We start from the raw sequence: 22518 nt of genomic DNA on the forward strand, positions 1-22518 counted from the left end.
AGCTATCGAACACATATTCGATAGACTGCCGGCATGGGCTGGCATACCGGGCCGCCGAGCTGGGTGGAAATGGAGCGCGTGCTCAACGGCAAACCGCGCCGCGCCGGCGCTTGGCCGATCGATGAGCAGATCGGCGACGGCGGTGACAGCCCCGCCTGGTCCAGCAAGCGCGGCGAGTACCAACCGCTCGACCTCCAGCGGCCCAGGTCCTCGGTCCCGTATGCCGAACTGCACGCGCATTCGGCGTACAGCTTCCTCGACGGCGCCAGCACACCGGAGGAACTGGTCGAGGAGGCGGCCCGACTGGATCTGCGGGCGATCGCGCTGACCGACCACGATGGCCTCTACGGTGTGGTGCGCTTCGCCGAAGCCGCCAAGGAACTCGATATGTCGACGGTGTTCGGCGCCGAACTGTCGCTGGGCGGGGGGAACCGGACCGAAGACCCCGACCCACCCGGCCCGCACCTACTGGTGCTTGCGCGCGGCCCCGAGGGCTACCGGCGGCTGTCGCGCGAACTCGCCAAGGCGCACCTGGCCGGCGGTGAGAAGGGCAAACTGCAATACGACTACGACGCATTGACCGAAGCGGCCGGCGGCCACTGGCACATCCTCACCGGATGCCGCAAAGGCGATGTCAGACAAGCTCTTTCCGCGGACGGACCGAAGGCGGCGAGCCGTGCGCTCGCCGACCTCGTCGACCGCTTCGGCCGCGACCGGGTCAGCGTCGAACTGACCCACCACGGGCACCCCTGCGACGACGAACGCAACGACATTCTTGCCGAGCTGGCACCCCGGTTCGGCCTGAGCGTGGTCGCGACCACCGCCGCCCATTTCGCCGAACCGTCACGCGGTCGCCTGGCCATGGCGATGGGTGCGATCCGCGCCCGCCACTCGATGGACGAGGCCGCGGGCTACCTTGCCCCGCTGGGCGGTTCGCATCTGCGGTCCGGCGCGGAGATGGCGCGACTGTTCGCCGACCGGCCCGAGGTGGTGACCGCCGCGGCCGACCTCGGTGAGCAATGCGCGTTCGGGCTCGCCCTGATCGCACCCCAGTTGCCGCCATTCGACGTCCCCGAGGGTCACACCGAGGACAGCTGGCTGCGCCACCTGGTCATGGCGGGGGCCCGTAACAGGTATGGCCCACCGCAGCGGGCGCCGCGCGCATACGCGCAGATCGAACATGAGCTGAAAGTCATTGAGCAGCTGACCTTCCCCGGGTACTTCCTGGTGGTCCACGACATCACCCGGTTCTGCAAAGAGAACGGCATCCTGGCTCAGGGCAGGGGATCGGCGGCCAATTCCGCGGTCTGCTACGCGCTCGGTGTCACCAACGTCGACCCCGTCGCCAACGAGTTGCTGTTCGAACGGTTCCTGTCCCCGGCGCGCGACGGCCCACCCGACATCGACATCGACATCGAATCGGACCTGCGGGAGAAGGCCATTCAGTACGTCTATGACCACTACGGCCGCGACTACGCCGCGCAGGTCGCCAACGTCATCACCTACCGCGGCCGCAGCGCGGTGCGCGATATGGCCCGCGCGCTCGGCTTCTCACAGGGCCAGCAAGACGCGTGGAGCAAGCAGCTTGGTCAGTGGGGCAACCTCGCCGAGGCACCGCACACCGAGGACATTCCCGAAGCGGTGGTCGACCTGGCCAAACAAATCTCCAACCTGCCCCGGCACATGGGCATCCACTCCGGCGGCATGGTCATCTGCGACCGGCCCATCGCCGACGTGTGCCCGGTCGAATGGGCCCGGATGGAGAACCGCAGTGTGCTGCAGTGGGACAAAGACGATTGCGCGGCAATCGGTTTGGTGAAGTTCGACATGCTCGGCCTCGGCATGCTCTCGGCGCTGCACTACTGCATCGACCTGGTGCGCGAGCACAAGGGCATCGACGTCGACCTGGCGAAACTGGACCTGTCCGAGCCCGCCGTGTACGAGATGCTACAGAAAGCGGACTCCGTCGGGGTGTTCCAGGTGGAGTCGCGCGCCCAGATGGCGACCCTGCCGCGGCTCAAACCCCGCGTGTTCTACGACCTGGTCGTCGAGGTGGCGCTGATCCGGCCCGGCCCCATCCAGGGCGGGTCGGTGCATCCGTACATCAAGCGACGCAACGGAGAAGAAGCCGTCACCTACGACCACCCGTCGATGGAGCCCGCGTTGCACAAGACGCTGGGGGTGCCGCTGTTCCAGGAGCAACTCATGCAGCTCGCGGTGGACTGCGCGGGTTTCTCCGCCGCCGAGGCCGACCAGCTGCGCCGCGCGATGGGATCTAAGCGGTCGACCGAACGGATGCGCCGGCTGCGGAGCAGGTTCTACGACGGTATGCGCCAGCGTCACGGCATCACTGGCGAAGTCGCCGACCGCATCTACGAGAAGCTTGAAGCTTTCGCGAATTTCGGTTTCCCCGAGAGTCATTCGTTGAGCTTCGCATCGCTGGTGTTCTACTCCTCGTGGTTCAAATTGCATCACCCCGCCGCGTTCTGCGCCGCGCTGCTGCGGGCCCAGCCGATGGGCTTCTACTCACCGCAAACCCTGGTGGCCGATGCCCGCCGGCACGGTGTCACCGTGCACGGGCCGGACGTCAACGCCAGCCTGGCGCACGCGACTCTGGAGAACGCGGGCACCGAAGTGCGGTTGGGTCTGGGGGCGGTCCGGCACATCGGCGACGAACTGGCCGAGCAGCTCGTCGAGGAGCGAAAGGCCAACGGCGCGTTCACTTCTCTGTTGGACCTGACGCAGCGAGTGCAGCTGTCCGTGCCGCAGACCGAGGCGCTGGCCACCGCGGGGGCGCTGGGCTGCTTCGGCATCACCCGGCGCGAAGGGTTGTGGGCGGCGGGTGCGGCCGCCGGCCAGCGACCCGACCGACTGCCGGGTGTGGGCGCGTCGTCGCACGTTCCCTCGCTGCCGGGGATGACCGAACTCGAGCTGGCCGCCGCCGACGTGTGGGCGACCGGGGTCTCACCCGACAGCTATCCGACGCAGTTCCTCCGTGGAGATCTCGATGACCTCGGTGTCATCCCGGCGGGCAAGCTACTGGACGTGCCCGACGGCTCGAGGGTGTTGGTGGCCGGGGCTGTGACGCACCGACAGCGGCCCGCAACCGCGCAGGGGGCGACCTTCCTCAACCTCGAGGACGAGACCGGAATGGTCAACATCATCTGCTCGCGCGGGGTGTGGGCGCGGTACCGCAAGCTGGCGCAGACGGCTCCGGCCCTGCTGATCCGCGGTCAGGTGCAGAACGCCACCGGCGCCGTCACCGTCGTCGCCGAGCGGATGGGCAAGCTCACCTTGGCGATCGGCTCCAAATCTCGCGACTTCCGCTAGCCCGCTACGGTTGAGCGGTGCGGCGACCCGTCTACCTCCTCGTCGGTGCGGGGACCGCACTGATCGCCTGCTGCTACGGCTTCGGCCGGTTCTCCTACGGACTGTTCGCCCCGGTGTTCGGCGAGACCTTCGCACTGAGCTCCACCATCACCGGCGTCATCGGCGCCGGCAGCTACATCGGCTACTGCGCGGCCATCACCGCCAGCCTGCTGCTGACCGACCGCATCGGCCCGCGACGTGTCGCGGTCGCCGCCGGAGTCGTTGCCACACTGGGGATCTCCCTCATCGCGCTGGCGCCCTCGGCGTGGGTGCTCGCGGTCGGTGTGCTGGTCGCGGGCTGCAGCACCGGCATCGTCTCGCCTCCACTGGCCGCGGCGGTCGCCGAACACGTGCCGCCGAACACGGCGGACCGCGCGCAGACCGTGGTCAACGGGGGCACCGGGATCGGGGTCGTGCTGTCGGCGCCGATCGCACTGTTGTTGCTGAGCCACTGGCGCGCCGCGTGGGTGGTGTACGCGCTGGTGTCGGCGGCGGTGACGATCTGGGTGTTCTACGCCGTCCCCGCCTCAACGCAGCGCGCCGCGAAACGGGTCGATCGGCTCTGGCGCCCAGGCACATTCGGCTTGCTGCTGGCATCCCTGCTGACGGGCATCGGCAGTGTCGCGGTGTGGACTTTCGGCCGCGACCTGATCACCACGGTCGGCGGGGCCGGCGCCACCCGCTCGTCGTTGCTGTGGATCCTCATCGGCGCAGCCGGCATCGCCGGGGCGCTCGCGGGCGATGCGGTGCAGCGGATCGGATTGCAGTGGGCCTGGGTGGCCGCGACCGTCACGATGGCCTCGGCGACGGCGCTGTTGGCGGTCGCCCCGTGGAACCTCGGCGTGATCGTCGCGGCCGCTACGCTGTTCGGCGGGTCCTACATCGCGTTGACGGGACTGGCGTTGCTATGGGGCGCACGGCTGTATCCCGACAGCACCTCCACGGGTGTCGGGCTGTCGTTCTTCACGCTCGCGGCCGGTCAAGCCCTGGGCGCGCCGGCGGCCGGTGCGCTCATCGACCTGGCCGGTGGACGGACCGCGTTCGGTGCGATCGCCGCGGTCGGCCTGTGTGCGCTTGCGGTGCGGCCGATTCGGACCGCGACGGTGCCGGCGGCGACCCAGCCCTAGCCCAGCCCTAACCCTCGGTCGGTGTGGTCCAGACCTTGTCGACGCTGATCTTCAGCCGCGTGTCGTAGGCGGCGAGAAACTCGTCGCTGAAACCGAGGCCGGCCGCCTATTCGCCGTATTTCGCGCGATACCGCTCGTCGTGCAGCGGGTTCGCGTCCTCGGCGTCGACGGTTGCGGTTCCGCCGACGGCGATGATCCCGCTGCCGTTTCCATCGGAGTCCAGGTTGAGGCTGACCCGCGGATGCGCACGGATGTGCCTGACCTTGGCGGCGTTCGGTTCGGTATAGACGAGCACGTCGGTGCCGTCGAAGTAAAACCACACCAAGCGCGGCACGGGTTGTCCCGATTTGGCCACGGTGGTCAACCAGCCGTGTTTGTCCGACGAGAGCCGGTCGGTTACCTCCTGGGTGAAATTGACTGCCATGACGCGAATGTAGTCTCGAAAAATGACTTTGAACCTGTCCGCCGACGAAGTTCTGACCACCACCCGTTCGGTGCGCAAGCGGCTCGATTTCGACAAGCCGGTGCCGCGTGAGGTGCTGCTGGAGTGTCTCGAACTCGCCGTCCAGGCGCCGACCGGATCGAACAGCCAGGCCTGGCAGTGGATGTTCGTCGACGACCCCGAGAAGAAGACGGCGCTCGCCGAGATCTACCGCACCAGCTGGAAGCTCTACCGCACGATGCCCGAGCCCGAGTACGCCGAGGGTGACAGCCGCGGCGAGCGACGCCAGGCCGTGGTGTCGTCGGCCGAATACCTCGCCGAGAACATGGAAAAGGCGCCCTGGCTGCTGATCCCGTGCCTCGAGGGGCGGTGCGACGGTGTGCCCGGCGCCGTCAGCGCCAGCTTCTGGGGTTCGCTGCTGCCCGCGGCGTGGAGCTACATGCTGGCGTTGCGCTCGCGCGGTCTGGGTTCGGCGTGGACCACGCTGCACCTGCTGGGCGAGGGCGAGAAGCAGGCCGCCGACATCCTCGGAATCCCGCACGACCAGTACAGCCAGGGTGGGCTCTTCCCCATCGCCTACACCAAGGGCACCGACTTCCGCCCGGCTAAGCGGCTGCCCGTCGAGCAGATCGCCCACTTCAACACGTGGTGATCAGAGCGCGCCGCTGAACCCGTGCTGACGCCACGCCTCGTACACCGCGACCGCGGCCGCGTTCGACAGGTTCAGTGAGCGCCGACCCGCCAGCATCGGTATCCGGACCTGCGCGGTGATGTGGGGATCGGCCAGCGTCGCCTCGTCCAGACCGGTCGGTTCGGGCCCGAACATCAGCACGTCACCCAGCCGGTACTCGATATCGGTGAACGGCGTCGACGCGTGCGCGGTGAACGCATAAACCCGCTCGGGCGCGATGGTGGCCCACGCCGCGGCCAGATCTTCGTGGACGGTGACCGACGCCAGGTCGTGATAGTCCAGGCCGGCCCGCCGCAACTTCGGCTCGGACAGGTCGAAGCCCATCGGTTCCACCAGATGCAGTTCGCAGCCGGTGGCCGCCACCATCCGGATCGCGTTGCCCGTATTGGGCGCGATGCGCGGTGAGTAGAACAAGAGATGGAACAACGACGACCTCTCGGTGGGGCAGCGCTTCGGGCCAGGGGATAATGCTCGCATGGTCGCGCAGAGCCTCTGGATGCAGAAGGTGGCCGCCGACCCCGGCCATTCCCACTGGTACATCGAGCGTTTCCGGGCGATGGCGCGAGCCGGTGACGATCTGGTGGGCGAGGCGCGCCTGATCGACGCGATGGTTCCCCGCGGCGCCCACATCCTGGATGCGGGCTGCGGACCCGGCCGGCTGGGTGGCTACCTGGCCGCCGCCGGTCACCGCGTCGTCGGCGTCGACGTCGACCCCGCGTTGATCGAGGCGGCCGAACAGGACCATCCCGGCCCGCAGTGGCTCGTCGGCGACCTCGCCGAACTCGACCTGCCCGCACGGGGCATCACCGAGAGGTTCGACGTCATCGTGTCGGCGGGCAACGTCATGACCTTCTTGGCGCCGAGCACCAGGGGCGAGGTGCTCACCCGGCTGCGCGCCCATCTGAAGGACGACGGGCGGGCCGTGATCGGCTTCGGCGCCGGCCGCGACTACGCGTTCGCCGACTTCTTCGACGACGCCTCGAACGCCGGTCTCTCACCGGATCTGCTGTTGTCCACGTGGGACCTGCGGCCGTTCACCGACGACTCCGACTTCCTCGTCGCGATCCTCCGCCGGGCGTAGTCGGCCGGGCCGTATCACGATCGGGTCCCGGTATTTGCTCGGTATCCTCACACCGCCTTCCACCTGCGGTTATGAACTCTGTCTGTTCAGTAAGAATGGTGGATTCGGCCGCACATCGCTGGCATACTCGTCCAATTGCCAGGGCCGGAACGCGCCCGCCGGGTGGGCATATCAGTAGAAATCAGTGGGAAGTATCCGAACGGACGTATGCCGATGAGCGTGTTCTCCCAACTCAAGCAGTCCGACGGCACGCTGATCGACTTCGAACGCGAACCGCAGCCACCGGTCAAACGGCCGTCGCGGTGGGCCTTGTCCAACTGGCCGGTCCGGTGGAAAGTGCTCGCGATCGTCCTGGTGCCGTTGATCGTGGCCGCAACGTTCGGCGGCTTACGCATCTACGGCGACGTGGCCGCGGAGGCCGATCTGCGTCGCGCCGCCGAGCGCGCCGAAATGGTGCCCGCGATCGAGGGCTACATGGAGGCGTTGGAAGCGGCGATGCTGGCCACCTCTTCCAACGGCGACATGCAGACCGCGCTGAGCCGCTTCGACACCAGCCGTCGTGAGCTCGAGCTCCGGATGGAGGCCACCGACGTCGCGCCCGACGTCCGCCAGGGCATCACCACGATGGTCAACGACGGTCAGGCGTTGATGGACAAGGTCACCTCGAACAGCGTCGGGTTGCGGGAAAGTATCCAGGCGTATGCGCTGCTGCTGTTGCCCGCCGAGGATGCGGTGACCGGATCGGTGCGCGTCGACGACGAACGAATCCGCGCCGAAACGGTCGGTCTGGCCCGGGCGATCGGGGCGCGCGGACAGATGACGATGCAGACGCTCGCCCTCACGCGCGGTGCGGAACTGCCCGAGCCGGAGTTGCGCACCGCGGTGATCGCACTTGCCGGCACCGAGCCGTCGACGCTGTTCGGCATGAACCAGGTGCTCGGGGTCGGATCCCCCGACGCGAAGAAGCTGCAGGCCGAGTTCGTCAAGCGGATGGCGCTGATGACCGACCCGGCGGTGCCGCTGGTCAACAACCCCGAACTGCTGGGGTCGGTGACCGCGACCGACCAGATCGCCCGCCAGATCATCGAGCGGACCACCGAAGCCGTCACCTCGGCCGTGCGGGACCGAGCCGATGCTCAGCGCACCACCCTGATCCGCGACGCGGTGATCGTCGGTGTGTCGATGCTGCTCGCGCTGATCATCGTGGTGCTGGTGGCGCGGACGCTGGTGCGACCGCTGCGGCGCCTGCGCGACAGTGCGCTCAAGGTCGCCCACGAAGACCTCGGCGCGGAGATCGAGCGGGTGCGTGCCGGTGGTGACGCCTCGCAGATCAGGCCGATCCCGGTGCACACGACCGAGGAGGTCGGCCAGGTCGCGCATGCCGTCGACGAACTGCACGAGCAGGCCGTCTTCCTCGCGGCCGAACAGTCGCGGTTGCAGTTGCAGATCTCCGACATGTTCGAAACGCTCTCGCGGCGCAGCCGCTCGCTGGTCGACCAGCAGTTGGCATTGATCGACCGGCTGGAGCGCAACGAGGAGGATCCCGAGCGGCTGGAAAGCCTGTTCCGGCTGGACCACCTGGCCGCCCGGATGCGACGTAACGGCGCGAACCTGCTGGTGCTGTCCGGCGCGAGAGTGCCTCGCGAGCAGGCCGAGCCGGTTCCGGTGTCCGCGGTGATCAACGCCGCGGCCTCCGAGGTCGAGGACTACACGCGGGTCGTCACCGCTACCGTCCCCGACAGTGAGGTCGTCGGCGCGGTAGCCGGTGACCTGGTGCACCTATTGGCCGAACTGCTCGACAACGCGCTGCGCTACTCGCCGCCGATTTCGCAGGTTCGGGTGTCGGCCGTGCATACCGCCAACGGCGGACTGGTCATCGAGGTGAGTGACATCGGGCTCGGGATGACCGAGTCGGATCTGCGGGTTGCCAACACCCGCCTGCAATCGGGTGGACAGGTCGACCCGTACACCGCGCGGCACATGGGGCTGTTCGTAGTCGGTCGCCTCGCCGCGCAACACGGGCTGGTGGTCCGGCTGCGGTCCACCATCGGCGGCGAGCCGGATTCGGGCACCACCGCGGGTGTGTACGTGCCGGCGGAACTGCTCCGGCGACCGGGCGAGCCGCACCAGTTCAGTGCGCCCGAGTACGCCACGCCCGCCGACGCCCATGCGGGGGTCGTGACGGCGTTGGCGCTCGACGAGGATCACGCCGAACCCGAGTACGACGGTGAGTCGGTTTTGCCGCAGCGCAATCCCGGCGCCAGCGGAATCGCGGCCGTGCCGACCCCGCAGGCCGAGGAAGACCGAGAGCCGGAACCGGCCGACCGGCCGACGGACACGTCGAGTTTCTTTGCGGCGCGGACGCAGACGGCCGATGCCGACGACTCGATTTACCAGAGCATGCTGTCGGAATGGCTGGTCGACCCGACCGAGCTCGCCAACAGCGAGGACCTGAACTGGGAGTCGGTGTGGGACCACGGCTGGTCGGTCGCGGCCGCCGCCGACGAGGCCCCGGTCACCGAAGTCACCGACGAGGGTCTTCCGGTGCGCACGCCGGGTGCCCGCCTCGTGCCGGGAGCCGCGCGGATCGGCGAGGTAGCATCGGCGGCTGAGTTCGACGCGCCACCGGGAGCCTCGCAACGCGATCCGGAAGCCGTCCGCGCCAGCATCAGCAGCCACTTCGGCGGGGTGCACGCCGGGCGCTCGCACGCACGAGAGACCAGAGGAACCGATACCGAATGACTTATCCGGCTCGTTCGACGCAGCGCGACTCGCTGGACTGGCTGGTCTCCAAATTCGCGCGCGAAGTGTCGGGGGTGACCCACGCGGTGCTGGTCTCGGCCGACGGGCTGCTGATGGCGGCCAGCGAGCACATCCCCACCGAGCGGGCCGACCAACTCGCGGCGGTGGCCTCCGGACTGGCGAGCCTGTCCACGGGCGCGGCGCAACTCTTCGACGGGGGCCACGTGCTGCAGTCGGTGGTCGAAATGGAGAACGGCTACCTGCTCTTGATGCGGGTCGGCGACGGCTCGAACCTGGCCACCCTGGCCGCACGCAACTGCGACATCGGCCAGATCGGTTACGAGATGGCGGTATTGGTCGAGCGGGTCGGCACCGTCGTCCAGTCCGCGCGACGACGCGCACCCCAGCATTCGTGAGCCGCCGATGGACCAGTGGGAGGGCGACGTTACGGCCGAGCCGAGCCTGGTCCGGCCGTACATCCTGACCGCGGGACGCACCGACTCCCGCGTCTCGTTACCGCTGGAAGCACCGATCGAGACGGTCGACTCGGCCAAGCCGCCGCGGTGGCCGGGTAACGACGTGCGCGGGCAGATCGTGGCGATGTGCGTCGAGCACCCGTCGGTTGCCGAGATCGCGGTGAAGTTGTCGTTGCCGCTCGGCGTGGCGCGGGTGCTCATCGGGGATCTCGTGACGCAGGGTTATGTGGCGGTCGGCAGCACCCTGGGCGAGTCGGCCGACGTCGACGAAAGACGTGCGCTGATAGGAAGGACACTGCGTGGTCTCAAGGCACTTTGAGGAGACCGCCTCCACGAAGATCGTCATCTCCGGTGGCTTCGGCGCCGGGAAGACGACGTTCGTCGGCGCGGTCTCCGAGATCATGCCGCTGCGGACCGAGGCCTTGGTGACCACCGCCTCGGCGGGCGTCGACGGTCTGGAAGCCACACCGCAGAAGAACACCACGACGGTGGCGATGGACTTCGGTCGCATCACCCTGGCCGACGACCTGGTGTTGTACCTGTTCGGCACCCCCGGGCAGCGCCGGTTCTGGTTCATGTGGGACGACCTCGTCCGCGGCGCGATCGGCGCCATCATCCTCGTCGACGTGCGGCGTCTGCAGGACAGCTTCGCCGCGGTCGACTTCTTCGAGGCGCGCAACGTGCCCTTCCTCATCGCGATCAATCAATTCGACGGCGCACCAAGTCATCCCGTCGCCGCGGTGCGTAAGGCGTTGGCGCTGGGCGAGCACGTTCCGGTGATCACGGTCGACGCGCGTGACCGGCAGTCGGCCAAGGCGGCGTTGATCGCGATCACCGAGTACGCTCTGGCGAGCCTGCCTGGTTGACCGAGTGCGTCCCGACGAAAGACTGTGGTGCGACGAGCATTACAGTGGTCGCGACTTTCGCGATGACGACCTCAGCAGGCTGCGCACCGAACGCGTCGTCTTCGACGAGTGTGATTTCCGCGGCGTCGACCTCACCGAATCCGAGCATGCCGGTTCGGCGTTCCGGAACTGCAGGTTCGAGCGGGCGACCCTGCACCACAGCATATTCCGGCAGTGCAGCATGCTCGGATCGGTGTTCACCGAAAGCCGGTTGCGGCCGCTGACGCTCGTCGACGTCGACATGACGCTGGCCGTCCTGGGCGGGTGCGATCTGCGGGGTGTGGATCTCACCGGATGCCGGATGCGCGAGACCAGTCTGGTCGACGCCGACCTGCGCAAGGCGGTGCTGCGTGGCGCGGACCTGACCGGCGCGCGGGTGCAGAACCTGCGACTGGACGGGGCCGACCTCCGCGGCGCCCGGACCGACGCGTCACTGTGGACCACCGCCAGCCTCACCGGCGTGAGGATTGACGTCGATCAGGCGCTGGCCTTCGCCGCCGCGCACGGACTGAACATTCACGGGGAATGAGCTCAGGAATCGCCTGATCAAAAAACCGCAGCGTATGTGGTGTTTAAGCCCACATCGGGAAACTCGCATCTGCAATACCGAATTACTACGTTCTGTCGTATGCAGCTCACCCGGTTCACCGACCTCGGTCTTCGGACGATGATGCTGCTCGCCGCCGGCGAAGCAGAGGAGCGACGGGTCACCACACGCTCCATCGCAGTCGGTGCGCACGCCTCGGAGAACCACGTCGCCAAGGCGGTCGCCCGGTTGGCCGAACTCGGTGTGGTGAGCACTCAGCGCGGCAGGGTCGGCGGACTGACCCTGACCGCGGCCGGGCGCGAGGCGTCACTGGGCTGGCTGATCCGTCGCCTCGAGGGTGACCGGGAGGTCATCGATTGCGACGGCGCCGACCCGTGCCCGCTGGTGTCGGCATGCCGGTTGCGCCGCGCGCTCGCCGACGCCAAGGAAGCGTTCTACCGCGAGCTCGACCGCCACACCATCGCGGACTTGACAAGGGACGCAGGGCTTCTCCTGATTCATGGGCCGCCGCTCAGAGGCGTCGACTCGCAACCTCCAACCCAACCCGCCGAAAGGGCCCCCCGATGACCGCCTTTGCCCCCGCAGCCGCCGACCTCGACCCGCAGCACGCCGAGATCGTGTCGGCCACGCTCCCTCTGATCGGTGCGCACATCGACGAGATCACCACTGAGTTCTACCGCGGTCTGTTCGCCAACCACCCCGAACTGTTGCGCAATTTGTTCAACCGCGGCAACCAGGCCCAGGGTGCCCAGCAGCGCGCCCTGGCGGCGTCCATCGCGACCTTCGCCGCCCACCTCGTCGACCCGGAGCTTCCGCACCCGGCCGAACTGCTTTCCCGCATCGGGCACAAGCACGCGTCACTGGGCATCACCGCAGATCAGTACCCGATCGTGCACGAGCACCTCTTCGCCGCGATCGTCGCGGTCCTGGGCGCCGACACGGTGACCGAGGAGGTGGCCGCCGCCTGGGATCGGGTCTACTGGATCATGGCGCAGACCTTGATCGAGATCGAGCACGAGCTCTACTCGGAGGTGGAAGTCGCCGACGGTGACGTCTACCGACGCGCCCGTGTCGTTTCCCGGGTCGACGATCCGTCGGGCGCGGTGCTGCTGACCGTCCGCCCAGACGGTGGGAAGTTCCCGGAATTCCGTCCCGGACAGTATGTTTCGGTCGGCGTCACGTTGCACGATGGTGCGCGTCAGTTGCGCCAGTACAGCCTCGTCAATGCGCCGGGAGAGGAGCTGACGTTCGCGGTCAGGCCGGTCGGCGTGAATGGCGATCAGCCCGCCGGCGAGGTGTCCACCTGGATCACGGCGAACGTCTGCGTCGGCGACATCCTCGACGTCACCGTGCCGTTCGGTGATCTGCCCGCGCCCACGGGCGATCAACCGCTGGTGCTCATCTCGGCCGGAATCGGCATCACCCCGATGGTCGGAATCCTGGAGTACCTCGCGGCCGAGGCGCCCGACACCCCGGTGCAGGTGTTGCACGCCGACCGCAGCGATGCCAGCCACCCGCTGCGGGAGCGGCAGCACGAGCTGATGGCCCAACTGACGAACGGCTCGCTGGACGTCTGGTACGAGGACGGCCTGACCGGTGGGCAGACCGGCGTGCATCCGGGCCTGCTCACGCTTGACGGAATCGAGTTGCCCCCGACCGCGGAGGTCTATCTGTGCGGCAACAACGGGTTCGTGCAGGCGGTGCGCACCCAATTGTTGGCCCGGGGCGTGACCGCCGCGCAAGTGCACAGCGAGCTGTTCTCGCCCAACGACTGGCTGCTGTCGTGAGCCGGTAGCGCTGAAACCGCGCGCGGCCGTCTGCCCGGAGAAAGAATAGGCAGATGGCCGCCACACGGGAAAGCCACGGGACGACGCGGCGCACCATCGAACGATGGGTCGAACTCTTCAATGCCGGTGACGCTTCGGATATCTCGGAGTTGTACGCCGAGGATGCGGTCAACCATCAGATCGCGTTGCAACCAGTCGTCGGCCGCGCGGCAATCGAGCGGTTCCATCGCGACACTTTCGAGGCGGGCCCCTTGACCTGCACCCCTGTAAACCTGGTCGTCGACGGCGAGTGGGGCGCGCTCGAATGGACCGATCCCGATGGGTTCCGCGGCTGCGGATTCTTCCTGGTGCGTGATGGCAAGATCACGCACCAGCGCGGTTATTGGGACAGCGCGCAGTTGAACGCGGTCCATCCCAAGGTGCGCTAGGGGCTGGCGCCCGTCAGCTGCTGGCGAGCCGGATCCGCCAGCGCACGAACGCGGTGTAGCCGATGCAGATCAGTGCCAGCATGGCCATGTCGAACAGCCATGTGCCAGCGCTGTGTTCCCAGTGGCGGTCGTTGGGCGTCAACGGGCCGGGCACCAACCGGATCAGGTCGATCGTCGAGGCCGAAGCCGCGAAACCCCAACGCGCAGGCGTGAACCACGACATCTGATCGAGCACGATCCGGTCCGTCACCGGGATCATGCCGCCCGAGAACACCAGCTGCGACATGATCGCCACCACCAGCAGCGGCATGATCTGCTCGTTGGACCTGGCCAACGCCGACAGCGCCAGACCCACCATCGCCGCGGCCACCGTCGTCACCGCGATGTCGACGAACAACTCGATACTGCGGTTACCGATGAATGCACCGCTGTCCACGGCGCCTGGGCCCCAGCCCTTACCGATGATCGCGATCGCCGTCACGATCGCCGACTGGATGATCGCGAACAGCGTGAACACGAATACCTTCGCCAAAAGGTATGCGGTCGTGGACAATCCGACGGCCTGCTCGCGTCGGAAGATCGCCCGCTCACCGATCAGCGCCCGGATGGTCAGCGCGGTGCCCATGAAGATGGCGCCGACGTTGAGCATGACCAGGATTTGACCCGGTTCGTTGGGTGCCGCGCCGCCCTGCATGGCGGGCACCGGTACACCGAACCCGACGTCGCCGGGAACCGACAGCGACAGCACGCCCATGATGAACGGCAGCAGCATCAGGAACGCGAAGTAGCCGCGGTCGGAGATCACCAACCGCACCTGACGGCGTGCGATCGTCGAGAACTGCCGCCGCACGCTCGTACTCGTCGGGCTGCCCAGATCGGACGGCTGTTCGGTCGGCGGTGGCGGTGACGGCGGTCCGTGCTGGGAACGGAAGCGCTCGTTGGCCGCCTCGGGATCGCTGGCCACCGAGCTGAAGATGTCGGCCCAGTTGGTCGTGCCCATCGACGGGCCGATCTGGCTGGGCGGGCCGTAGAACGCGGTCTTGCCGCCCGGCGCCAGCAGCAGCACCTGATCGCAGACGTCGAGATAGGTCAGCGAGTGCGTGACCACCAGCACCACGCGCCCGGCGTCGGCCAGTTGCCGCAGCATCGTCATGACCTGGCGGTCCAGCGCAGGATCCAGGCCCGAGGTCGGCTCGTCGAGGATCAGCAGCGACGGGCCGGTCAACAGCTCGAGTGCCACCGAGGCGCGTTTGCGCTGGCCGCCGGAGAGCTTGTCGACGCGGGTCTCCAGATGCTTGGTCATCTCGAGTTCCTCGAGCACCTGCATGACGACCTGTTCCCGGTCGGCCTTCGTGGTGTCGGGCGGCAGGCGCAGTTCGGCGGCGTACATCAGCGCCTGACGCACGGTCAGCTGTCCATGGACGACGTCGTCCTGCGGAACCATCCCGATCCGGGAGCGCAGCGACGCGTATTCGGCGTGCACGTTGTGTCCCTCGAAGGTGACCGTGCCCGTCGTCGGATGGGTGTAGCCGGCGACCAACCGCGCGAACGTCGACTTACCGGCGCCCGACGGGCCGATGACGGCGGTCAGCGTCCCCGGCCGCGCGGCGATCGAGATGTTGTCCAGCAGCGTCTTGTTGTTCTCGATGGTCCACGTGACGCCGTGCACCTCCAGCCCGCCGGTGCGGGTGGCGGCCTCGGTCTCGGTGCCGCGGACCAGCGTCCCACCGGAGAAGACGAGGTCGATGTTGCCGATCGTGACCCTGTCGCCGTCGCGAAGCAGCGCGGACTCCACACGCGCACCGTTGACGAACGTGCCGTTGATGCTGCGGTTGTCGACGATCTCAGTACCGGCCGGTGTCGGCACCAGGGTGGCGTGGTGGCGCGACGCCAGCACGTCGGGTACCACGATGTCGTTGTCGGTGGCTCGACCGATCTTGACCGCGCCGGGAGCGTTGTCCGCGGGCCTGCTTCCCGGCCGCAGGATCTTGAGCATGCTCGTGGCGAGGTTGCCCTCGCTGGAGCGCGGAGCCGCGGTCGGTCCCATCATCGTCGCCGATTCGAGCGCCGGTGACGATATCGGCTGGCGCACCGGCTGCTGCGGGCTCGTATAGGCCGCGGGCTGCGGCGTGCTGGGATACCGCGGCGGGGGAGGCGCGCTCGGATAGGTCGCTTGCGGACGCGATTGTCCCGGCGGCGGCCCGTATGGCCGCGCGGTGTGCGGACCCGAGGGCGGACCCGACGGGTAGTTGCCCGCCGGTCGCTGGTTGGCGATCGGCACCGCCACCGTCGGTGTGCGGCCCACCGCGCCCTGGTGACGCCCGATCTCGAAAGTCAGCCGCGGACCGTCCGGGTTGCCGATGTTGACGGTCTGCCCGTCGTGGATGTCGACCGCGGGAACCCTGCGGTTGTTGACGAACATCCCGTTCAGGCTGCCGTTGTCGATCGCGACCCACCGGCCCTGATCGAAGCGCACCACCAGATGCGCACGGGAGATCAGGGGGTGGGCAATGCGAACGTCGGCGCGGAGATCGCGGCCGATGACGACGTCGTTCCCCGCCGCAAAGGTCCGGGTCGATCCGTCGTACCGAACGGTCAGCGCGGGTGGGGCGGGTCGGCTCATCGACGCCAACTCTAACGGTAGGCACGGCGGGCCCGGTGGTCCGACCGTGAAAGTTTGCCGGTCGTCCGGCGAGTCGCGCGCAGATGGCGACGAAACGTGGTCACCATAGGTCATGGTGTCTCGGGCGCCGTTTCTGGTCGTCGGCATTGGCGGGCTCTGTGTCGTTGCGGCGTTCCTGGCGCCGACGGTCGATGCGCAAAGCGCCATCGCGATCGATGCCCGCGGGTTCGTCGACTCCAAAGCCCGTTGCGAGGCGCCATGGCGGCCAGCGGCTTTGGGCCGCACTCAGTTCGCGCTCGTCGCGATCTGCGAGCGAGGCGGCAACTACGAGTACCGCGGGGTGCGGATGAGCGACGGTCTGGTGCTGACCGCGCCCGCGGTCGAAAACAGTGACGGCGTCTTCACCGTCGAGAACGAGGGCGCCACGTACACGTTCTCGGCGAAGGAACTCGTCGTGACCGCCGAGGACCGCGTGTTGGTGACCGAGCCGATGGTGGCCTACGTCGAACCGCGGCCCGCCGTCGACGGCTGATAGTTGTCGGGCGCGCCGGTCAGCACGCAGTGGGTGTGGCTGTAGATCGTCGGCATGCACTTGTTGCAGTGATCGCAGATCGAGCGCACCGAACTGTCGGCCTGGATGCGGTTGATCAGGTCCGGTTCGGCCAGCAGCGCACGCCCCATCGCAACGAAGTCGAAGCCTTCGGCCATCGCGAGGTCCATCGACTCGCGGTTGGTGATGCCGCCCAACAGAATCAGCGGCATCTTGAGTTCGGCGCGGAACTTCTGGGCGTGGCGTAGCAGAAACGCCTCGCGGTAGGGGTACTCGCGTAGGAATTTCTTGCCGGTCATCCGGATACCCCACCGGATCGGCGGCTTGAACGCGCCGGCGAACTCCTTGATCGGCGCGTCGCCGTGGAACAGGTACATCGGGTTGACCAGCGAACTGCCCGCGGTGAGTTCGATGGCGTCCAGGCCGCCGTCCTCCTCGAGCCATTTCGCGGTCTGCAGCGACTCCTCGATCGGAATGCCGCCGCGCACACCGTCGGTCATGGTCAGCTTCGCGGTGACCGCGAGCGGGGTGCCTTCCTTTTCCACCGCGCGCCGCACCGCCATGACGACGCCGCGGGCCACCTTCGCGCGGTTCTCCAGCGAGCCACCGAACTCGTCGGTGCGGCGGTTGAGCAGCGGGGACAGGAACGAGCTGGCGAGATAGTTGTGGCCGAGGTGGATCTCGACGGCGTCGAAACCGGATTCGATGGCCAGGCGCGCGGCGTTGGCGTGCGCCTCGGTGACCTCGCGGATGTCTTCACGGGTGGCCTTCTTGGCGAACCGCATCGACAGCGGGTTGAAGAAGCGGATGGGCGCCAGCGCCTTGGCTTTGTTGGTCCGCGCATTTGCGACGGGTCCGGCGTGGCCGATCTGCGCGCTGATCGCCGCGCCTTCGGCGTGAATCGCGTCCGTCAGCCGCTTGAGTCCCGGCACCGCCTCCGGGCGCATCCAGATCTGCCAGCCGTCGGTGCGTCCACCGGGGGCGACCGCGCAATAGGCGACCGTCGTCATCCCGACTCCGCCGGCGGCGGGCAGCCGGTGGTAGTTGATCAGATCGTCGGTGACGAGCGCGTTCGGCGTCGACGCCTCGAACGTCGCCGCCTTGATGATCCGGTTACGCAGCGTCACCGGGCCGAGCTTGGCCGGGGTGAACACATTGGGCGCAGTGTTCATAAAAGGAGCATGCCAGACTGTGACCCGTGGGTGCGATCACACTGGACGGCAAGGCCACGCGCGACGAGATCTTCGTCGACCTCACCGAACGCGTCGCGGCGCTGACCCAAGGCCGTCTTCGCGGCTCGGCCGCGGTGGCGGGACGCACGCCCGGGCTGGGGACCGTGCTCGTCGGCGACGACCCCGGCTCTCATGCCTATGTGCGCGGCAAGCACTCCGACTGCGCGAAGGTCGGCATCAACTCGATCCGCCGCGACCTGCCCGCCGACATCGACCAGGCCACGCTCGACGAGACGATTGACGAGCTCAACGCCAACCCCGAGTGCACCGGCTACATCGTGCAGTTGCCGCTGCCCAAGCACCTCAACGAGAACGCCGCGCTGGAGCGCGTCGATCCGGGCAAGGACGCCGACGGTCTGCATCCGACCAATCTCGGGCGGCTGGTTCTCAACGAACCCGCCCCGCTGCCGTGCACCCCGCGCGGGATCGTGCACCTGCTGCGTCGCTACGAGGTGGAGATCGCCGGCGCGCATGTCGTCGTCATCGGCCGCGGTGTGACGGTCGGCCGCCCGCTCGGGCTGCTGCTGACCCGTCGTTCGGAAAACGCGACGGTGACGTTGTGCCACACCGCGACCCGTCATCTTCCGGAGTTGGCGCGAGAGGCCGACATCATCATCGCCGCGGCGGGGATGCCGCACATGGTGACCGCCGAGATGGTGCGGCCCGGGGCGGCGGTTGTCGACGTCGGGGTCAGCCGCGACGAGAACGGCAAGCTCGTCGGCGACGTCCACCCCGACGTCTGGGACGTCGCCGGGCACGTCTCGCCCAATCCGGGTGGTGTCGGCCCGCTGACGCGGGCGTTCCTGCTGACGAACGTGGTCGAGCGCGCGGAGGTACTGGCCGCGACGTGACGCCAAAGGAGTTCGCGCGCAAGGTCTTCACCGGTCAATGGCCGTTCTGGTCGGTCGGGCTGATCTTCGCCGCCGCGTTCGTCCTGGTGGTCGCGGGCTATTGGCGACGCGGCGCGCTCGTGATGGCGATCGGGGTCGGCGTGGCGGCCGCGCTGCGGCTGCTGTTGAGCGACGACCGCGCGGGGCTGCTGGCGGTGCGCAGCCGGGGTGTCGATTTCGTCACCACTGCGACCGTCAGCGCGACGATGCTCTATATCGCGTGGACCATCGACCCGCTGGGCACCAGCTAGCACTACCGTCGCCGAGTGTGGGCTTGATGCACGCTTTTTCGAAAAGGACGTGCGGGTAACCCACGTTCGGCGCGGCGGTCAGCCCAGTGTGGCCCGGATGCACACCGTGACGTACGGCAGCGCCAGCCCGGTCGCGTTGGCCAGTGCCGGATGGGTCGCCAGCAGCTCGCGCACGCGGTCCAGCGTCCTGGTGCGCACCTGCTCCGGTGAGGTGATGCAGTAGCTGCGGGACGCGACGAGGTCGATGAGCGCTTGGGGCGTCAGGTAACTGGTCCACTCGACCTGATGACGTTCGACGCCGGTGAACGGCTCGGGCAGCGACACGGTGTTGCTGAACGGATCGTGCTCGTGGCCGATGATGCGGCCGAGGTCTTTGACCCAGCCGAGCCGCTCGTCGCGGGTGTTCCACACCAGGCCCAGCCGGCCGCCGGGGCGCAGCACGCGGGCCACCTCCTTGACCGCGATGTCGGGATCGAACCAGTGCCAGGCCTGGGCCACCAGCACGGCGTCCACGCTGTCGTCGGGCAGCGGAATCTCCTCGGCGGTGCCGAGCAGAGCGGGCGTCTCGGGAAGCGAACGGCTCAGCAGCTCAAGCATTTCGGGAATCGGATCGACGGCGACGACGTCGAGGCCGCGTTCCACCAGGCGCGTGGTCAGTTTGCCCGTGCCCGCCCCGAGGTCGAGCACCTTGGCGGCGGCCGACGGCAGCAGCCAGTCGATCGCCTCGGGCGGATACGACGGCCTGCCGCGTTCGTAGGCCGCGGCTTCGGCGCCGAAGGACAGCGAGCGATCCTGTTCCGGTCGGCTCACCGCGGGCTCATTTCGCCGTCATTTTGCTGCCAGGTCCAGCGTCCGGCGGATCAGCTTGTTGACCGCGTCGGTCTCCACCAGGAAGCCGTCGTGTCCGTAGATCGACTCCACGACATCGAGACCGGCACAGCCCGGCAGCAATTCGGCCAGCTCCTCCTGCAGCCGAAGTGGGTAGAGCCGGTCGGAGGTGATGCCGCCGACCACCGCGGGCACCGGACAGCCGCGCAGCGCCGCCTCGACACCCCCGCGTCCGCGTCCGACGTCGTGGCTGGACAGCGCCTCGGTGAGGGCCACATAGGTGCCCGCGTCGTAACGGGACACCAGCTTTCGTCCCTGATGCTCCAGATAGCTCTGCACGGCGTAGCGGCCGCCGACGCCGGGGTCCTCGTCATCCTGCGGATCGTTGGCGAACCGCGTGTCCAGCTCGAGCTCCCCGCGGTAGGTCAGATGGGCGAACCGCCGCGCGATCTCCATGCCGAGATCGGGGGACAGGCCCGTGCCGTAGTAGTCGCCGTTCTGCCAGTTGGGGTCGGCCTTGATCGCCGCGACCTGCGAACTCTGGGTGCCGATCTGGTCCGCGGTGGCACGCGCGCCGACGGCCAGCAGCAGCCCCGCGCGCACCCTGTCCGGATGGCCGACCATCCACTCCAGCGCGCGGGCGCCACCCAGCGAGCCGCCCATGACCGCGGCCACCTCGGTGATGCCGAACGCCTCCAGGGCGGCGATATCGGCGCGCACCTGGTCCCGGACGGAGACGACCGGGAAGCGCGAGCCCCACGCCTTGCCGTCGGGATGTGGTGAGCTCGGGCCGGTGGAACCGCGACACCCCCCGAGCACGTTGGTCGCCACCGCGCACCAACGGTCGGTGTCGATGGGTCCACCCGGACCGGCGACGCCGTCCCACCAGCCGGGGGTTGGATGGTCGGGTCCCGCCGGTCCGGTGATGTGGGAGTCGCCGGTCAACGCGTGCAGCACGACGACGACGTTGTCGCGCTCGGGGGACAGCTCGCCCCAGCGCTGCACGGCGATCGACACGTCGTCGATGACCGCGCCGTTCTCCAGCGTCAGCGGGCCGATGTCGACCACGCCGATCTCACCTTCCGCGGGCAGATTCAAAGTCAGTACCTCCGGAATTGTCATCAGAACGCCGCCGCGGTGTTCGGGTCGGACTTGCCGGCGGAGCTGAACCGCTTGGCGGCGGTGAAGCCCCGCTCCAAATCGGTCAGGATGTCGTCGATGCCCTCGATGCCGACCGCCAGGCGCACCAAACCGGGTGTGACACCGGTGGCCACCTGCTCCTCCGGCGCCAGCTGCGCATGTGTGGTGGACGCTGGATGGATCACCAGCGAGCGCACGTCGCCGATGTTGGCGACATGGCTGTGCAGGGTCAGCGCGTTGACGAAGGCCTTTCCGGCGTCGACCCCACCCGCCAGTTCAAACGCGAGCACCGCACCGGTCCCCTTGGGCGCCAGCTTCTTTCCGAGCTCGTGCCACGGAGACGACGGCAACCCGGCGTAGTTCACCGAGATGACGTCCTGGTGCCCCGCCAGATACTCGGCGACCTTCTGTGCGTTCTCGACATGCCGCTCGACGCGCAGGCTCAACGTTTCCAGTCCCTGGGCCACCAGGAACGCGTTGAACGGCGACGCCGACGAACCCAGGTCGCGCAACAGCTGCACGCGCGCCTTCAGGGCATAGGCCGGCGGACCCAGCTCCGCGAACACGACGCCGTGGTAGCTGGGGTCGGGTTCGGTGAAGCCGGGGAACTTCCCGTTGGTCCAGTCGAACTCGCCGCCGTCGACGATCACGCCCGCGATCGCGTTGCCATGCCCGCCGAGGTACTTGGTGGCCGAGTGCACGACGATGTCGGCGCCGTGGCTCAACGGTTGGATCAGATACGGCGTGGCGATCGTGTTGTCGACGATCAGCGGCACCCCGGCGTCGTGGGCGGCCGCGGCGACGTTGGGGATGTCGAGCACGTCGATCTTCGGGTTCGAGATCGTCTCGGCGAAGAAGGCCTTGGTGTTCGGGCGCACCGCGGAGCGCCAGGAGTCGAGGTCGTCGGGATCTTCCACGAAGCTGACCTCGATACCGAGCTTCGGAAGCGAGTAGTGGAACAGGTTGTAGGTGCCGCCATAGAGCCGGGGGCTGGACACGATGTGGTCGCCGGTGTCGGCCAGGTTCAGGATCGCGAACGTCGATGCGGCCTGTCCGGACGCCAGGAACAGCGCGGCGACGCCGCCTTCGAGCGCGGCGATGCGCTGTTCGACGACGTCGGTCGTCGGGTTCATGATCCGCGTGTAGATGTTGCCGGGCTCGGCGAGGCCGAACAGCGCGGCGGCGTGATCGGTGCTGTCGAAGGTGTACGACGTGGTCTGGTAGATCGGCAGGGCCCGCGCGTTCGTCGCGATGTCAGGGCTCTGTCCGGCGTGGACCTGTTTGGTTTCGAAGGCCCAGCGAGCGCTCGGGTCGTCGTGTTCGGTGCTCATAGCTTCTCCTGTTGTGAGGGGCCGAAAAGGGGCATTTCACGCACTCAGCGGTAACTGCGCACGCCGGACCTCCGCTGT

At 68.1% G+C, this 22518-nt stretch carries 21 protein-coding genes and 1 pseudogene; 15 read left to right on the top strand and 7 right to left on the bottom strand.

The annotated features are described in order from the left end of the window. Positions 1-33 precede the first annotated feature (33 nt). Both AU198_RS01590 and AU198_RS01595 read left to right on the top strand, forming a co-directional pair. Positions 34-3330, top strand: a complete 3297-nt coding sequence (locus AU198_RS01590; RefSeq protein WP_064345697.1) for an error-prone DNA polymerase — start codon at positions 34-36, stop codon at positions 3328-3330. A gap of 17 nt (positions 3331-3347) precedes the next feature. Continuing rightward, a complete protein-coding gene (locus AU198_RS01595; protein ID WP_064345698.1) occupies positions 3348-4496 on the top strand; it encodes an MFS transporter in 1149 nt (382 codons plus the stop codon). A gap of 7 nt (positions 4497-4503) precedes the next feature. On the opposite strand, the pseudogene AU198_RS01600 reads toward AU198_RS01595, so the two are convergent. After that, positions 4504-4920, bottom strand: a pseudogene (locus AU198_RS01600) (TIGR03667 family PPOX class F420-dependent oxidoreductase). A gap of 22 nt (positions 4921-4942) precedes the next feature. Here AU198_RS01600 and AU198_RS01605 point away from each other — a divergent pair. Beyond that, complete coding sequence (locus AU198_RS01605; protein WP_064345699.1) at positions 4943-5590, top strand: nitroreductase family protein; 648 nt, start codon at positions 4943-4945, stop codon at positions 5588-5590. Here the strand turns inward: AU198_RS01605 and AU198_RS01610 are convergent, their stop codons facing one another. Continuing rightward, positions 5591-6055, bottom strand: a complete 465-nt coding sequence (locus tag AU198_RS01610) for a tRNA (cytidine(34)-2'-O)-methyltransferase (RefSeq protein ID WP_064345700.1) — start codon at positions 6053-6055, stop codon at positions 5591-5593. It lies immediately after the preceding gene. Between the two features lie 49 nt (positions 6056-6104). Here AU198_RS01610 and AU198_RS01615 point away from each other — a divergent pair, with 49 nt between their 5' ends. From AU198_RS01615 to AU198_RS01655, 9 genes are all read left to right on the top strand, one after another. Next, entirely contained in the window at positions 6105-6710 is a 606-nt protein-coding gene (locus AU198_RS01615) for a class I SAM-dependent methyltransferase (RefSeq protein ID WP_064345701.1), read from the top strand. 213 nt (positions 6711-6923) lie between these two features. Next, complete coding sequence (locus AU198_RS01620; RefSeq protein ID WP_064346004.1) at positions 6924-9452, top strand: HAMP domain-containing sensor histidine kinase; 2529 nt, start codon at positions 6924-6926, stop codon at positions 9450-9452. After that, the gene (locus AU198_RS01625; protein WP_064345702.1) at positions 9449-9868 is read left to right on the top strand and encodes a roadblock/LC7 domain-containing protein; all 420 of its coding nucleotides are present in this window, start codon (positions 9449-9451) and stop codon (positions 9866-9868) included. Before AU198_RS01620 ends, AU198_RS01625 begins: the two co-directional genes overlap by 4 nt. Before the next feature lie 7 nt (positions 9869-9875). Then, positions 9876-10247 (top strand): DUF742 domain-containing protein, encoded by a 372-nt coding sequence (locus AU198_RS01630; protein ID WP_064345703.1) that lies wholly within the window; start codon positions 9876-9878, stop codon positions 10245-10247. Continuing rightward, complete coding sequence (locus AU198_RS01635; RefSeq protein WP_064345704.1) at positions 10228-10794, top strand: GTP-binding protein; 567 nt, start codon at positions 10228-10230, stop codon at positions 10792-10794. Before AU198_RS01630 ends, AU198_RS01635 begins: the two co-directional genes overlap by 20 nt. A 4-nt stretch (positions 10795-10798) precedes the next feature. Then, positions 10799-11362 carry a pentapeptide repeat-containing protein gene (locus AU198_RS01640; RefSeq protein ID WP_064345705.1) on the top strand — a complete coding sequence of 188 codons (564 nt, stop codon included), beginning with the start codon at positions 10799-10801 and terminating at the stop codon, positions 11360-11362. A gap of 99 nt (positions 11363-11461) precedes the next feature. Continuing rightward, positions 11462-11947 carry an RrF2 family transcriptional regulator gene (locus AU198_RS01645; protein ID WP_064345706.1) on the top strand — a complete coding sequence of 162 codons (486 nt, stop codon included), beginning with the start codon at positions 11462-11464 and terminating at the stop codon, positions 11945-11947. Further along, the gene (locus AU198_RS01650) at positions 11944-13167 is read left to right on the top strand and encodes a globin domain-containing protein (RefSeq protein WP_064345707.1); all 1224 of its coding nucleotides are present in this window, start codon (positions 11944-11946) and stop codon (positions 13165-13167) included. The genes AU198_RS01645 and AU198_RS01650 overlap by 4 nt, the downstream gene beginning before the upstream one ends. Before the next feature lie 53 nt (positions 13168-13220). Beyond that, positions 13221-13595, top strand: a complete 375-nt coding sequence (locus tag AU198_RS01655; RefSeq protein WP_064345708.1) for a nuclear transport factor 2 family protein — start codon at positions 13221-13223, stop codon at positions 13593-13595. Between the two features lie 13 nt (positions 13596-13608). Here the strand turns inward: AU198_RS01655 and AU198_RS01660 are convergent, their stop codons facing one another. Then, positions 13609-16218 (bottom strand): FHA domain-containing protein, encoded by a 2610-nt coding sequence (locus tag AU198_RS01660; protein ID WP_064345709.1) that lies wholly within the window; start codon positions 16216-16218, stop codon positions 13609-13611. A 115-nt stretch (positions 16219-16333) separates the two neighbouring features. Between AU198_RS01660 and AU198_RS01665 the strand changes: the two genes are divergently transcribed. Then, positions 16334-16750 (top strand): hypothetical protein, encoded by a 417-nt coding sequence (locus AU198_RS01665; protein WP_156431445.1) that lies wholly within the window; start codon positions 16334-16336, stop codon positions 16748-16750. Here the strand turns inward: AU198_RS01665 and AU198_RS01670 are convergent. Further along, positions 16717-17940, bottom strand: coding sequence for an NADH:flavin oxidoreductase (locus AU198_RS01670; RefSeq protein WP_064345711.1), 1224 nt, complete (start codon positions 17938-17940; stop codon positions 16717-16719). The genes AU198_RS01665 and AU198_RS01670 overlap by 34 nt on opposite strands. A gap of 26 nt (positions 17941-17966) precedes the next feature. Between AU198_RS01670 and AU198_RS01675 the strand changes: the two genes are divergently transcribed. Both AU198_RS01675 and AU198_RS01680 read left to right on the top strand, forming a co-directional pair. After that, a complete protein-coding gene (locus tag AU198_RS01675) occupies positions 17967-18851 on the top strand; it encodes a bifunctional methylenetetrahydrofolate dehydrogenase/methenyltetrahydrofolate cyclohydrolase (RefSeq protein ID WP_064345712.1) in 885 nt (294 codons plus the stop codon). Next, positions 18848-19141 carry a DUF3017 domain-containing protein gene (locus AU198_RS01680; RefSeq protein WP_064345713.1) on the top strand — a complete coding sequence of 98 codons (294 nt, stop codon included), beginning with the start codon at positions 18848-18850 and terminating at the stop codon, positions 19139-19141. The genes AU198_RS01675 and AU198_RS01680 overlap by 4 nt, the downstream gene beginning before the upstream one ends. A 78-nt stretch (positions 19142-19219) precedes the next feature. Here the strand turns inward: AU198_RS01680 and AU198_RS01685 are convergent, their stop codons facing one another. Genes AU198_RS01685 through AU198_RS01695 form a run of 3 tightly spaced genes read right to left on the bottom strand, consistent with a single transcriptional unit; the run spans position 19220 to position 22440 of the window. Further along, positions 19220-19951 (bottom strand): class I SAM-dependent methyltransferase, encoded by a 732-nt coding sequence (locus AU198_RS01685; RefSeq protein ID WP_064345714.1) that lies wholly within the window; start codon positions 19949-19951, stop codon positions 19220-19222. An 18-nt stretch (positions 19952-19969) separates the two neighbouring features. Further along, positions 19970-21091: a homoserine O-acetyltransferase MetX gene (gene metX / locus AU198_RS01690; RefSeq protein WP_064345715.1), complete on the bottom strand. Its 1122-nt coding sequence runs from the start codon at positions 21089-21091 to the stop codon at positions 19970-19972. Beyond that, entirely contained in the window at positions 21091-22440 is a 1350-nt protein-coding gene (locus tag AU198_RS01695; RefSeq protein WP_064345716.1) for a bifunctional o-acetylhomoserine/o-acetylserine sulfhydrylase, read from the bottom strand. The genes metX and AU198_RS01695 overlap by 1 nt, the downstream gene beginning before the upstream one ends. Between the last annotated feature and the right edge of the window lie 78 nt (positions 22441-22518).

This window comes from Mycobacterium sp. GA-1199 (assembly GCF_001500045.1).
GTDB lineage: Bacteria > Actinomycetota > Actinomycetes > Mycobacteriales > Mycobacteriaceae > Mycobacterium.

Bases quoted from the DNA above. Each gene is read 5' to 3' on its own strand.
- metX (WP_064345715.1), bottom strand. From the start codon at position 21,091: ATGACAATTCCGGAGGTACTGACTTTGAATCTGCCCGCGGAAGGTGAG.
- AU198_RS01655 (WP_064345708.1), top strand. From the start codon at position 13,221: ATGGCCGCCACACGGGAAAGCCACGGGACGACGCGGCGCACCATCGAA.
- AU198_RS01630 (WP_064345703.1), top strand. From the start codon at position 9,876: ATGGACCAGTGGGAGGGCGACGTTACGGCCGAGCCGAGCCTGGTCCGG.
- AU198_RS01590 (WP_064345697.1), top strand. From the start codon at position 34: ATGGGCTGGCATACCGGGCCGCCGAGCTGGGTGGAAATGGAGCGCGTG.
- AU198_RS01615 (WP_064345701.1), top strand. From the start codon at position 6,105: ATGGTCGCGCAGAGCCTCTGGATGCAGAAGGTGGCCGCCGACCCCGGC.
- AU198_RS01660 (WP_064345709.1), bottom strand. From the start codon at position 16,218: ATGAGCCGACCCGCCCCACCCGCGCTGACCGTTCGGTACGACGGATCG.
- AU198_RS01620 (WP_064346004.1), top strand. From the start codon at position 6,924: ATGAGCGTGTTCTCCCAACTCAAGCAGTCCGACGGCACGCTGATCGAC.
- AU198_RS01645 (WP_064345706.1), top strand. From the start codon at position 11,462: ATGCAGCTCACCCGGTTCACCGACCTCGGTCTTCGGACGATGATGCTG.
- AU198_RS01605 (WP_064345699.1), top strand. From the start codon at position 4,943: ATGACTTTGAACCTGTCCGCCGACGAAGTTCTGACCACCACCCGTTCG.
- AU198_RS01650 (WP_064345707.1), top strand. From the start codon at position 11,944: ATGACCGCCTTTGCCCCCGCAGCCGCCGACCTCGACCCGCAGCACGCC.
- AU198_RS01670 (WP_064345711.1), bottom strand. From the start codon at position 17,940: ATGAACACTGCGCCCAATGTGTTCACCCCGGCCAAGCTCGGCCCGGTG.
- AU198_RS01695 (WP_064345716.1), bottom strand. From the start codon at position 22,440: ATGAGCACCGAACACGACGACCCGAGCGCTCGCTGGGCCTTCGAAACC.
- AU198_RS01625 (WP_064345702.1), top strand. From the start codon at position 9,449: ATGACTTATCCGGCTCGTTCGACGCAGCGCGACTCGCTGGACTGGCTG.